We start from the raw sequence: 13478 nt of genomic DNA on the forward strand, positions 1-13478 counted from the left end.
GCCGCCTTGCCGGTACCTGGAGGAGCATCGTGGCCAGGGCAGATGTCGTGCATGTCATCACTAACTTCACCGCACATGCGGGCGCCGAAACCATGCTCGCGCGGCTGCTGCATTCGTCAGACGATACGCGGATACTGGTTGTATCACTCATCGGAATCTCGGAACGCAACCTGAGGATCTCCGCCAATCCTCGCGTCGAATACGTCGCGCTCAAAGCCACGAGATTGACTTCTCTGGCGAATGCTACGTTCAAACTTGCAAAATTGATCAAGCGGGAGAGACCGCGTGTCATCGTGTGCTGGATGTACCATGCGATGATCATCGGCACGCTTTCGGCGTTAACGGCTCGCACGGGCACTCCCGTCATCTGGAACGTCCGGCAGTCGCTGGATGATTGGGCATCGATGACGCGGAGTTCACGCGTGGCTGTGACGATGGCAAAATGGCTGTCCTGGCATCCTACCGGATTTATCTTTAATTCAGCCAGAGCACTGCGGATGCACACAGCAGCCGGTTACCAGACGCGCAATGCCGTTGTCATACCCAATGGTTTTGAGCTGCCGCAGCTTCCCAGCCTTCGGCCACGAACGGCTAAGCGGATCGGCATTGCAGCGCGGTTTCATCCGCAGAAGGACCATTTGACGTTCTTCGGCGCAGCGGCCCTTCTCCTTCAAACGCATCCCGAACTCACATTCGTCGCTGCCGGAAGCGGACTTTCCTGGCAAAATCCCGCCGTCACCCAGATGATCTCGGCCGCGGGCCTGCCGCGCCAGAGCGTTGAGCTGTTGGACGAGATCGAGGATATGGCCGGCTTCTATCAATCGATAGACATCCTCGCGCTTTCTTCGCGCACCGAGGGTTTCCCGAATGTCCTAGCCGAGGCGATGAGCTATGGGCTGCCCGTCGTCACTACTGACGTCGGTGACGCTGCAAGCCTCATCGGTGACGGCGGACTGGCGGTACCACCCAGAGATCCCGCAGCCTTGGCCGCGGGGATACAAAAGCTTCTCGACAGCGGCCCGGCTCGTTATGTTGAATATGCTGGCGCCGCGCGGCGCCGCATCGAGGAAGAATACGCGTTGGAAGTCGTTGTCCGGAAATACGCCGATTTCCTGAACTCAGGAAAAACAACCGGTGATCGAGAATCAACAGCTATGTAATACTTTCGGACTATTAGATAGTCCGAGATCGTCATCTGGATCATTCCATCTTTTTGCGCAATATTCATTAGGCGCCGCCGGATGGATGCGACTACGCAAACTTCAAATACTAAAATTTGATCCCTGACATGGCTGCGCTCACCGTCGACTCGCCGGGAGATGCATGGTGCTCAGAGCAACCGAGTTTTTTTCCAAAGAGGGAGCCTCAGCTTGTGATCCAGCCGCGGAGTCGGCCTTCTTTTCCGCGCTCAAGATGCGCAACGGTACATTCAAGTTCACTCAGCCCTGCCGTTTCAGCGAACTCGAACGGGTTATTCAGCCTTTCGTGAAGGAGCGGTCGGGGTCGCTGCGAGAAGTTCTGGATATAGGGGTGTCAACTGGTGTGACGACGGTCGAATTCGCCAATTTTCTGCGGAGCAATGGCGCCTCCGCTAAAGTAATAGCAACCGACCTCTTCATTAACGCTCATATTGTTCACGCTTGGCCCCAACTCACCGTGCTTGCAGATTCGGAAGGATGGCCTCTTCAGTATGATTTCCGGGGGATCGTTGTCCGGCCCTGGATACGCCGCCTCGACTATGTCACGTTGGCGTTCGTGCCAAGGCTGCTCGCCCGGTGGCTGTTGCGAGCTCGGGCAAGAGCTTTGATCGCCTCAGGCAGCAGCGAGGTCGTGCAGATGACAACGCGGCTGCTGTCGAATGACGGCGACATCCTTTTCGTGGAGAACGACATCATGAAGCGGGCGCCGGCGTTTGCCGGTCGCTTCGATTTTATCCGCGCGGCAAATATCCTTAATCTGAATTATTTTGGCGAACGGCAGATCAATGAAGCGGTTGCCAACATCCGGTCCTATCTGCGCGGCCCCGGGGCGCTTCTCCTCGTGACGCGAACGAATAGCGCTCGACGGAATGCCGGAACGCTCTTCGAGTTGTTACCACCCGGCACTTTTCAAATTTTGAAACGGATTGGCGGCGGATCCGAAATCGAGCGTCAGATACTGCGGTCTCGGCCTTAAAGGGGGTACGGTAAATGTTGAAACGGCTCTTCGATGTGCTGTTCGCGATTACCGTCGGACTCGTGGCCTTGCCGATCCTCTTACTGCTCGGCGTGGCCGTAAGGATCATTCTCGGTTCTCCTGTCATCTTCAGCCAGGAAAGAGCTGGGAAAGAGCGGCGGCCATTCAGGATGATTAAGTTCCGGTCAATGAATGCCGCGAGAAATCGCGACGGAAGGCTTCTGAACGATGCCGAGCGAACGGGAAAATTCGGCCATGTCCTGCGTCGGTCACGGCTGGATGAGCTGCCGGAATTATGGAATGTTTTGATGGGCGAGATGAGTATCATAGGACCACGACCAATCCTGCCGGATAAGATAGAGGTCCTTGGCGAGCGTGGACTGGCGCGCTGTTCGGTTAAACCCGGACTGACCGGCTGGGCACAGGTCAATGGAAACGCCAAGCTCACTGACGATGAAAAGGTGAACCTGGATCTCTGGTACATCGAACATCGAAATTTTCTCACTGACATACTGATAATCGCCAAGACCGGCCTAGTTATGGTGTGCGGCGAGAAGCGCAACGAAAAGCACCTTGCGCAGGCGGTGTCTGCCGCGATGAACCGCGAGGTCCGCCACTTTTGAGAGGGACAGTTTGGAGCCCGACGGCAACTCCAATGTGAAGAGTTGATGGCGGCGAAGGCGGGAAATCGGGAGGCACCCACCTTCGAGGCAGGGAGAGTTGGTATGCTGATTTCCGTCGAAGAGTGTCTTCCCGCGTTGCGTTGCCCGGTCACCCGATCCAGATTGATCAGAAGCGGCGAGAATTCGCTACGCACTGAAGGGGCGCCTGAAAGCCAAAAAGACTACAAGATCGTGGCGGGGAGACCCATTCTGATCGACTTTTCCGATTCCGTGCTCGTCGAAGAAGAGGTATTCGCCGCCAACGCCAATAGCCCGATCTCGCGCCAGAAACATCATGGGGCGAAAGCTCGCATCAAGCGGCTTCTTTCACCGCAGAAAGCAGGCACTCGGAACAACGTCAAACGTCTGATTGCCGATCTGGGAAGAAGAACGCCACCAGTCCGGCTCCTGATTGTTGGCGGCGGCAGTGTGGGGCAGGGGATGGACCCGATTTACGAGCATCCTGATATTCGCGTTTACAGCTTTGATATTTACGCGACGCCAAACGTACAGTTCGTTGCGGATGCCCATCATATTCCGCTTCCGGATGAGTTCTTCGACGCAGCCATCGTTCAAGCCGTTCTCGAGCACGTCCTTCAACCCAACCAGGTGGTCGCTGAAATATGGCGCGTATTGCGACCCCAAGGCCTGGTTTATGCCGAAACCCCGTTCATGCAGCAGGTCCACGAGGGCGCGTTCGACTTCACAAGGTTCACCGAGAGCGGGCATCGCTATCTCTTTCGCCGCTTCGAAAGGTTGGACTCGGGAGCGAACGGCGGTCCCGGAATCCAGTTCATGTGGTCCGTAGATTATCTCGTCCGTAGCCTGTTTCGTTCCGTTACCGCCGGGAAGGTTGCCAAGCTCGCCTTTTTCTGGATGCAATATCTGGACCGGCTCATACCTGCGCCCTATGCCGAGGATGGCGCAAGCGGTGTCTTCTTCTATGGCAGCAAATCAGACCGAACACTGCCGCCCTCACACATTGTAAAGCATTACAAGGGCGCGCAACGTCACCACGGGTGATGTGAGGCGGCTCCGACGCGCATTCTGAAGAGTAGCCTGGGCGGCTACCGCCTCGGAAAGAAGTACTCGCATAACGGGTACGTTCTCATCCAAACGCGCAATCATTGATGAAGGCGGGGCGTGTGGGCGAAGATAATCTCCTAATGATTGAAATATAACAGACTCGCCAATATTTAATATATAGTCGGTCTAACTATAACTAATTACTCGATCTGCGCATATAATGCTTGCATATAGCATTAATATAATGTGCCTTTACAAAAAAAATAGGTGATGTACCGTCACTAAATCACTCTCGGCTCCGATCGAACCGTCGCAAAACGTTGCGGAAACCTTGAGTTTTTCTGTCAATGCTGGGGAATAAAGGCACAGCATCGAAGCTTATGTTACCGCATCGCTACAGCGGGGGCGCGTTGGAGTTGCAAGAGGATGCATGGATGGAACGCGGCGACAAAGTCATCTCAGTCCATCGGCGCGGGTTACTCGTTCGACGAGACGACATTTTAGCGACATGGAAGACGATCTCAGGCGGCATATCAGACGCTTTCAACGCGGCGATGATTGCATCTAAGAAAACGGTCCGTTCGCAAGTTCGAAAGATCAGGCAGGCTCCCCGTCTGTTCGCGACCGATCTCCTTTCGGCATGCTTCGCGCTGACCTTCGCATTCATCGCGCGCTACGGCTTGGAGGATGTCGAAGCACGGCCGGAATTGGTCAATAGCCTGCTATTTGCCGGTCCCCAATATCTGGCGATTTGTGCTGTCACATTCCCCATGGCTGGCCTCTACAGCCGCAATTGGCGATACGGCTCAGTATCGGATCTTTGGACCATTCTACGGGCGGTCCTCATAACCACCGCCCTTCTGGTCTGCGTGTTGTTTTTCATGACGAGGCTGCAGGACGTACCACGCACGGCACTGTTGCTGGAGGCCCTCCTCCTTTCACTGTTCCTGTCGGCATCGCGGCTGAGCTTTCGGATCAACGAGCTGTCCGCACCGGATAATCATATCTGGTTAAGGCGACAGTCCGAGCAGGAGAAAAAAATACCGACACTGCTTGTCGGTGCAAGTGATGCGGCAGATCTCTATCTCCGTGCAGTTAGTCGGGATCGCAGCTGCATCCATCGCCCGGTTGGTATCATAGAGCCGACCGGCGCGTGCGAAGGGATGATGTTGCGGGGGGTACCGATTTTAGGAACCCTGGCGGATTTCCAGAAGATTGCCGCGGCTCTGCGTCCGTCCAACTCATTCCCTCGCCACCTCATTTTCACAGAGGCGCCATCCGTTTTCGGGGAAGACGCGTCCGAAAAGCTCATCAAAGAGGCTGAGGCGTTGGGTATCGCCGTTTCCCGTCTGTCACAGATGACGGAGTTGAAAAGAGCCAAACGAGAAAACACGTTCGAACTCAAGTCAATCGAGCTGACGGACCTGCTGGAACGGCCACAGACTGCGTTGGATAGGGAAGCTATCCTTCGGCTCATCCGCGGCCGCCGAGTTCTCATCACCGGCGCCGGTGGCTCCATTGGGACCGAGCTCACGCTTCAGATCGCGGCTTGTGAGCCGTCGCTCCTCGTTCTTGTCGAGAACTGCGAATACAATCTCTATACGATTGACCTGGAACTCGGCGAACGCTTCCCGAGCCTGCCTCGGGCAGCATGTCTGTGTAATGTCCGGCGCGTCAGCCGCGTCAGTGAAGTCTTCGAGCAGTATAGACCGGAGTTGGTTTTTCATGCGGCTGCTCTCAAGCATGTTCCCATGGTTGAGATCAATCCGTGCGAAGGTGCACTCACGAATGTGATAGGCACAATGAACGTCGCGAACGCCGCCCGCCAGGTTGACGCCCTGGCGATGGTCCAGATTTCGACGGACAAGGTGGTCAATCCGACAAGCGTCATGGGGGGCACCAAGCGTCTTGCGGAGCTCTATTGCCAGGCGCTCGACCTCGAAGGCATCGAGAGAGGAAGCGGCCCTCGCTACATGACTGTTCGCTTCGGCAATGTCCTTGGCTCGAGCGGCTCCCTCATCCCCCTGTTCAAGAGGCAGATTGCCAACGGAGGGCCGTTGACCGTCACCGATCCCGACATGACACGCTTCTTTATGACCGTTCGGGAAGCGGTGGAGCTGACGTTGCAAGCTTCCGCTTACGGACTCGAGGGCGATATCGGCAAGGGCGAGATCTTCGTTCTGGATATGGGCAAACCGGTGAAGATCATTGATATCGCACGCAGAATGATCAGGCTTGCGGGTCTTACTCCCGACGTGGACATAGCGATCAAGGTCATTGGGTTGCGTCCCGGCGAAAAGTGCTACGAGGAACTTTTCGACATCAACGACACTCAGGTTCCGTCGCCCGTACCCGGTGTTTTCGGGGCCGTGCCGCGGCCGGTGCCGCTGTCCAAACTCCGCACGTCTTTCGCTCGGTTGGAGCGCTTCGCCGAATTGGGCGATGCGTCCATGGTGCTCGCTCTCATAAGCAGTCTGGTTCCCGGATACAATTGGCGACGGTCGGCATACCGCGATGCGGTTCTATCCGAGATGCACAATGAGCGCGCCGGCAACGAGGAACGCGGTCGCGACGCCAATCTCCCGGACGACTTACTTACCGCTCTTGTAACTGAGGCTGACGGAGGACGTGCTGGACCGTTTGAACGGGGTCGCGCACCCCGGCTGCAGTAGGACCAATCGTCGGCGGGGCGCCGGCTGATCGCCCCCTCGAAAACTTGCCAATCGGTGTCTCGCCTGGAGATAGCGTTGAACTTGCACGCAACACCAACCGACACCATGCCGAAATCCAATTCGCTGCTTTTGCAGCAGCCGAAGCGCGGCTTACGCATCTTGGTGCTGTCAAGCTACAGTCGTTCATTAACGAATTTTCGTCTGGAACTATTGAAATCCATGGTCCGCGCCGGGCATGCCGTCGCGGCTGCAGGGCCGGAGGACGATCCGGAGGTCAAGGCTGACCTATCGAGAATCGGAGTCGAGTTCGTGCACACACCCATGGCTCGTGCGAGCCTCAGTCCGGTCAGCGATATCGCGGCGCTCGTCCATCTGAGACGGCTCATGAAAACGATCAGGCCGCAGGTAATCGTTCCCTATACGATGAAACCCATTCTCTATGGTGGAATTGCCGCACGTATATCGGGGGTGCCATGCCGCTGCTTCCTTGTCACAGGACTGGGCCACGTTTTTTCGGAAGCTAGTCTAGATACCGTGAAGGGTCGAGCGATCCATCGGTTGAGCGTTTGGCTATACCGCCGGGCGTTCGCCGGCGCAAAAGCCGTCTTTGTTTACAATGATGCCGATTGGGCCGACATCATCGAAAATTCGCTGGTGGAAGACGTTTCGATTATTCACCACGTCGATGGCTCGGGGGTGGATGTCGACCATTACGCCTTCGTGCCTCCCCCCCGCGAGAAGCCGGTCTTCCTAATGGTAGCGCGTCTCATCAGGGACAAAGGCGTTTTTGAATATGTCGAGGCGGCGCGCCGGTTGAAGCGACAGCGACCTGACGCGGAATTCCTGCTGCTTGGTCCCGTTGACCCCAATCCGGCAGCAATATCGCTGCAAGAGGTTCAGCAATGGGCCCGTGAAGGCATCATAGATTATCTAGGCGAAACCAAAGACGTTCGTCCGTTCCTTGCACGATGTAACATATTTGTCCTTCCCTCGTATTATCGCGAGGGAATACCTCGCAGCGCTTTGGAAGCGATGGCTGTCGGGCGTCCAATCATCACCACGGACCTGGCGGGTTGCAGGGATACCGTCGAGCCGGGTGTCAACGGCTATCTCGTCGCGCCACGCAGCGTGGACAGCCTCTTTGACGCCATGTCGGCGCTTGCCGATCGCCTTGAACTGGCCGCTGAAATGGGCCGCCACTCCCGAGAGCTGGCCTGTGGCCGGTTTGATGTTCACCTGATCAACGAAATACTTCTCGATCGAATGGGCCTCTCAAATTCTAAAAGCCCAAGCCAGACTCTGGCGTCGCGCGGCTCCCGGCAGCGGCAGGCAGAGACATGCACGACCACGGGCCAACGACTAAGTGGGATGGGGAGGGGCATTTCGTGGAGAGGATAAAGGTAACTCCGCCTGGCGTCGGTTCGCAGTCTGTCACCGGCAGCCATCATGCCGCAGCTTTTCAGCAGCGCCTTTCTCCGCCGCGTTCCGGCTATGGATTGTCCGATCTGCTTGAGATGGTGCGGCGGCACAAATGGTTCTTCGGCTCTGTCCTGACGGCCGGACTTACTCTAACGGTCCTGGCCGCGCTTCTGATGACAAAGGTCTATATCGGGGCGTCTGCCATCGTGTTCGACCGAAACGATGCTCGTCCATACGAGGCTGTCGAGGAACTTCGAAACCAGGAGCGTGACAAGTCCGTCATGGAAACGGAGCTGGACGTCATCAAATCGCGCGTATTCGTCGGAACCGTTGTGGACGCACTCGATCTAATCAACGACCCTGACTACAACACCTATCTTCCGCAGCACGATGACGAGAATGAAGGAGGCATCAGCCTTCTTGTGAATGCAGCGACGAAATTCCTGGCCCCAAAGCAGGACTCCGAGATGGTCGGCAGTCGGCTGATCTCTACGAGCGTCCAACGTGATCGGGCAATAACCACGCTCCTCGCATCCTATACCGTCGACCGCAAGGGCGACAGTCTGGCGATGACAATTCAAGCACGGCAGACAAGCCCGCTGAAGGCAGCGGCGATCGCCGACGCCATTGCGCAGCATTATGTCGATTGGACTGCCAAGCTCACGGATGAAGCAACGACGAACACGATTGACTATCTGAGAGGTCAGGCAAGTGAACTTGGCGGACGCATAGCGGCGATGGAACGTCAGGTAGCAGCGTTTACGGCCAATCGCGATCTGACCTTCGATCCCAAGGATGATGTCCTGAAGTCGCGCATGGCGTTGATTAATGAGCAATTCACGGTCGCGAGCGCTGATGAGACAGCCGCGCGATCGAAATATCTGGAGGCGAAAACGCAGCTTGCATCAGGCAACATAGCAGCGGTCGTCCGCGTCGTAACGTCCGAACCGCTGGATCGCCTTCGCACCGAACAATCACGTCTCGAGCGGTTGAAGGCGCAGCTCAGCTCCAAGTTTGCGAAGAACCATCCATTGGTCGCCGATGCCGACGCCGAGCTCGAAGCCAATCAACGTCTGATGATGGAGGAAGCCGATCGAATTGTTCAGGAATTGGGAAATACCGCAGAGGTCGCGGCCGTTCGCGCAGCAAAATTCAGTGCGGAGGTCGCGTCTCTACAGAAGCAAATCCAGGAACGGAGCCTTGCAGAAATTCGCAGACGCGAACTCGAGAGAGATTTGCTGGCTGAACAAAAGCGTTACGATCAGGTCGTGCTTCGCCTTGGAGATCTGGACCCAGAGCGCGGCGAGCACAAAGGGTCGGCTATGGTCGCATCCTATGCGGAGGTCCCGACGAGCCCTGCGTTTCCGAAACCGTCCCTTGTCATAGTTGCCGGAGCGATTGGCTCCCTCATCCTCGCCGTTGTGACAGCTATCATTGTCGATGCGCTCGATGATCGCTTGTATCGTCCAAGGGATGTCGAAGACATTTTGACCCGGCCAAATTTGGTGACGGTCCCGAGAATAAAGCGGCGCTTTGGCAAGGGGACCAGTTCATTCGAATATGTTATCGACGGCCCGTCTTTGCCTTTTGCAAAGGCCATGCGGAATCTATGTCTGGCATGGCGAACGATCGGACGGCCGAGTGGTGGGAAGATTGTGATGTTCTGTTCGCCGTCGACGGGCGAGGGTAAGACCACAGTGGCCCTCGGAATGGCTGCGGCGGCGACAGCGAGCAATCTTCGCACGGTTCTGGTCGATTTTGATCCGTCGGCGAAAGGAGCAGGGACTCTTCTTGGACTAAGCGTGCCGCGTTTGGTACCGAAGCTCGCGGATCCGCAGGATATATGCGTCTCAAGCACGGCCTCGCCGACATATCCCAGGCTTGATGTGGTTTTCGCGAACTTCACAGCCGACGACGCAGAACCGCTCTGCTCCTATCTGCGCAAAATGTACGATCTGGTCATCATCGACGCCCCCAGCTTGGACGCTGAGGAAGGGGCTGTTTGGCTCGCCGCCCACGTCGATTCAATCGTGATTATAGCCGCGGCAGGACGCACAACCGAGCGGAAGCTCGTGGGCGCGCTGAACCGTCTCTTGGTCAACCAGCCCTTCATACTCGGAGGCATTCTGAATCTGTTTTCCATATCATCCGAAGCCGGTAAGGGGCCGCTAGCCGACCCGCGTCGGCCCGGGCTGTGGAAGCGGTTGAAAACTTCGTTTGGTCGCAGTGCAACGGCTTGAGGGCTATCAAATGGTGAGAGCCGAGTATTTGGAGCAACTGGAAGCGGAATCGATCCATATCCTGCGGGAGGTGGCCGCGACGTGCGCGCGCCCGGTACTGCTCTATTCGATCGGTAAAGACTCGTCAGTCCTTCTGCACTTGGCGATGAAGGCCTTCCATCCGGGGCGGATCCCTTTTCCGCTCCTTCATATCGATACGACATGGAAGTTCAAGGAGATGATCGCCTTTCGCGACAGAACCGCACATCGTCTCGGCCTGGACCTCATCGTGCACCGCAACGAAAGCGGTGTCGCAGACGGCGTCAACCCTTTCGACTACAGCCCGAGCGCCTATACGCACGTCATGAAGACTTTGCCTCTTCGGGAGGCGCTCGACACATATGGTTTTGATGCAGCCTTCGGAGGCGCTCGCCGGGACGAGGAAATATCACGCGCCAAGGAGCGGATCTTTTCTTTCAGAAATGCCTCCCACTCCTGGGATCCGAAGAGGCAACGCCCCGAAATGTGGAGGACATACAATACTCGCATCAATAAAAATGAATCGATCCGCGTATTCCCGTTGTCCAATTGGACAGAGCTCGATGTGTGGCAATACATTCTGAAAGAAAATATCGAAATCGTCTCGCTTTATCTCGCCGATAGGCGTCCCACGGTCCATCGAAACGGCATGCTCATCATGGTTGATGACGAGCGCCTGCCGCTCCTTCCCGACGAGATCATCGAAGAGCGGCTTGTCCGATTCAGAACGCTCGGCTGCTATCCTCTCACCGGTGCGATCGAATCCAGTGCTCGCACAATCCCCGAGATCATCTTTGAAGCGTTGGTTGCCCGAACGACGGAGCGTCAGGGTCGCGCCATCGACCATGATGAGTCGGCATCAATGGAGAAGAAGAAAAAGGAGGGTTATTTCTGATGGAAGTCCAGGTCGAAAGCCGAGGCACGATAATAGAAGCCGAAGCACCGCTGGGCTCTTGTCTTCGGGTATTGACTTGCGGGTCGGTCGATGACGGAAAGTCAACTCTCCTTGGCCGCCTTCTGTTCGACACGAGTTCTGTTGCCGACGACCAGATCACCACCCTTACAGGGGACAGTGCCCGTTTTGGCACGGTTGGCGAGGGGAAGCTTGATTTGGCGTTGCTGGTGGACGGTTTGGAGGCTGAACGCGAACAGGGAATTACGATTGATGTTGCCTACCGGTTCTTTGCCAGCAGCAAACGCAAATACATCCTGATCGACGCTCCCGGTCATGAAGAATTCACGCGCAACATGGCAACGGGTGCATCCAATGCGGATGTTGCAATTGTCCTGCTCGACGCCCGGAAAGGGCTGCTGCCGCAAAGCCGGCGTCATACCTTCATCAATGCTTTGCTTGGCGTCCGGCATGTCGTGCTCGCGGTTAACAAGATGGACGTCGTAGGCAACGACGAGGAGACATTTCGCTCGATCTGTGAAGCTTTCGAAGCCTTCGCCAAGCCGCTCGGTTTCACGACCACATACTGCATTCCGGTTTCAGCACTCCATGGCGGCAACGTCGTCACTCGATCGGCGGAAATGCCATGGTATGATGGCGAGCCCCTTCTCGCCTACCTGGACAACCTGGAGTGCGAAGCGGACGGCGATGATGGCCCGTTTCGTTTTCCGATCCAGATGGTCAATCGGGCGAGTTCCGAATTTCGTGGTTTATGCGGCCAAATCGCTGGCGGGATTGTTTCCGTAGGCGACAAGGTGATTGTCGCCAAGTCGGGACAACCAGCGCAAGTGCGGTCGATCATTCACGGGTTCGACTATGTCGACCTGGCGCGGAAGGGACAGGCAGTGACCGTTGTCCTGGACGAATGCGTGGAGGTTTCGCGTGGAAACATGCTCGTGGCGCCGCAGTCGCAGCCCTGCATCTCCGATCAGTTCATGGCTCATTTGATCTGGTTTGACCACAAGCCGCTTTTGCCGGGCCGCAGTTATGTTTGCAGAACCGAGACGGACGTGACTGACGCTACTGTAACTGCGCTCAAATATAAAATTGATGTCAACAGCTTGGCGCATAATGCTGCCACTTCGCTACAAATGAACGAAATCGGCGTATGCAATATCTCGACCCAAACGCCCATTGTCTTCGACACCTACCACGACAACCGAAACACCGGCAATTTCGTGCTCATCGATCGTTTTTCGAATGCGACCCTGGGCGCGGGTATGATTGACCATACGTTGTGGCGTTCGCAAAACATTCACTGGCAGGTGCTGGATATCGACAAGAGCGCGCGCGCGGCGATCAAGTTTCAGCAGCCGCGGGTACTGTGGTTTACCGGGTTGTCGGGGTCCGGCAAATCGACCATCGCCAATATGCTGGAGAAACTACTTCATGCACAAGGCAGGCATACCTACATTCTCGATGGCGACAACATTCGGCATGGTTTGAACCGCGATCTGGGGTTCACGCAAGAAGCCCGCGTGGAGAATATCCGGCGTGCGGCCGAGGTCGCCAAGCTCATGGCCGACGCCGGCCTGATCGTTCTCGTCTCGTTTATTTCCCCGTTTCGATCGGAGCGGTCGATGGCGCGCGGTCTCTTCAATCCGGGCGAATTCATCGAGATATTCGTTGATACGCCGATTGAAGAGTGCGTGCGGCGCGATCCAAAAGGCTTATATCGTAAGGCTTTAGCCGGAGAAATTAAGAATTTCACGGGAGTTAGCTCACCATACGAGAACCCCATTTCTGCGGATATTCACCTGAAGACAGTCGGCCGGCAGGCTGAAGATCTCGCATTGGAAATTGAAGACTATCTGACCCAGTTGGCAGCTCGGTAGATCGTTAAAAGTTTTATCTCTTTATACCCGGCGTTCAGGCGCGGGCGAGCTTGCGTATGGTGTCGTCGACCGACGGCTTGTTTCCTCCGGGGTGGACGCACCCGTGAGCCAACCGGAGAGATCGCGGTCCATCAACGTCCCAAGCTTTTCGGTGTCACTCGCATAGAAGTCGATCATTCGCTGCCTGAGATCGCCTTTCAATGGCGGGTACATCGTCGAGCGCGCTACGACCGAGCGCAGCCGTCGCATCAGCGGAATATGGCGAAACGGCGCCAGCGCCGGTTTGAACGGTCCTACCAGCCGACGCAAAGCAGGGCCGACAACCGGCTCGTTGCGATCCTTGACCTTGGTTGAGAGCGGCAAAACCGATTGCTGGCGGCTGAGGTTGAGGAAATCGCGCACGGTATTCAGGTGTGCCTGAGGATCACCAAGAAGGTCTTCGAACAGCAGGATGTTGAGGCGCTCGCGCGGAAACAAAT

Annotated in this window: 9 protein-coding genes and 1 pseudogene; 9 read left to right on the plus strand and 1 reads right to left on the minus strand. The window is 56.4% G+C overall.

The features are described 5' to 3' along the window. Positions 1-92 precede the first annotated feature (92 nt). The 9 genes from ACPYOJ_RS24590 to cysC all read left to right on the plus strand — a co-directional run bounded on the left by ACPYOJ_RS24590 (position 93) and on the right by cysC (position 12999). Complete coding sequence (locus ACPYOJ_RS24590; protein WP_481418584.1) at positions 93-1160, plus strand: glycosyltransferase; 1068 nt, start codon at positions 93-95, stop codon at positions 1158-1160. A 163-nt stretch (positions 1161-1323) separates the two neighbouring features. Beyond that, complete coding sequence (locus ACPYOJ_RS24595) at positions 1324-2175, plus strand: ATP-binding protein (protein ID WP_481418577.1); 852 nt, start codon at positions 1324-1326, stop codon at positions 2173-2175. A 14-nt stretch (positions 2176-2189) separates the two neighbouring features. Then, positions 2190-2798, plus strand: coding sequence for a sugar transferase (locus tag ACPYOJ_RS24600; protein ID WP_481418578.1), 609 nt, complete (start codon positions 2190-2192; stop codon positions 2796-2798). 102 nt (positions 2799-2900) lie between these two features. Continuing rightward, positions 2901-3860 (plus strand): class I SAM-dependent methyltransferase, encoded by a 960-nt coding sequence (locus ACPYOJ_RS24605; protein ID WP_481418579.1) that lies wholly within the window; start codon positions 2901-2903, stop codon positions 3858-3860. 557 nt (positions 3861-4417) lie between these two features. After that, positions 4418-6535 carry a polysaccharide biosynthesis protein gene (locus tag ACPYOJ_RS24610; protein WP_481418585.1) on the plus strand — a complete coding sequence of 706 codons (2118 nt, stop codon included), beginning with the start codon at positions 4418-4420 and terminating at the stop codon, positions 6533-6535. A 75-nt stretch (positions 6536-6610) separates the two neighbouring features. Beyond that, positions 6611-7933 carry a glycosyltransferase family 4 protein gene (locus tag ACPYOJ_RS24615; RefSeq protein ID WP_481418580.1) on the plus strand — a complete coding sequence of 441 codons (1323 nt, stop codon included), beginning with the start codon at positions 6611-6613 and terminating at the stop codon, positions 7931-7933. Next, on the plus strand, positions 7921-10194 hold the full coding sequence (locus tag ACPYOJ_RS24620) for a GumC family protein (protein WP_481418581.1): 2274 nt from the start codon (positions 7921-7923) through the stop codon (positions 10192-10194). The genes ACPYOJ_RS24615 and ACPYOJ_RS24620 overlap by 13 nt, the downstream gene beginning before the upstream one ends. A gap of 10 nt (positions 10195-10204) precedes the next feature. Continuing rightward, positions 10205-11107 carry a sulfate adenylyltransferase subunit CysD gene (gene cysD / locus ACPYOJ_RS24625; RefSeq protein WP_481418582.1) on the plus strand — a complete coding sequence of 301 codons (903 nt, stop codon included), beginning with the start codon at positions 10205-10207 and terminating at the stop codon, positions 11105-11107. After that, positions 11107-12999 carry an adenylyl-sulfate kinase gene (gene cysC, locus ACPYOJ_RS24630; RefSeq protein WP_481418583.1) on the plus strand — a complete coding sequence of 631 codons (1893 nt, stop codon included), beginning with the start codon at positions 11107-11109 and terminating at the stop codon, positions 12997-12999. The genes cysD and cysC overlap by 1 nt, the downstream gene beginning before the upstream one ends. A 21-nt stretch (positions 13000-13020) precedes the next feature. Here cysC and ACPYOJ_RS24635 read toward each other — a convergent pair. Next, positions 13021-13478 (minus strand): annotated as a pseudogene (locus ACPYOJ_RS24635) (hypothetical protein); the annotation flags it as partial.

The organism is Rhizobium sp. SVR5-9E (assembly GCF_056755095.1).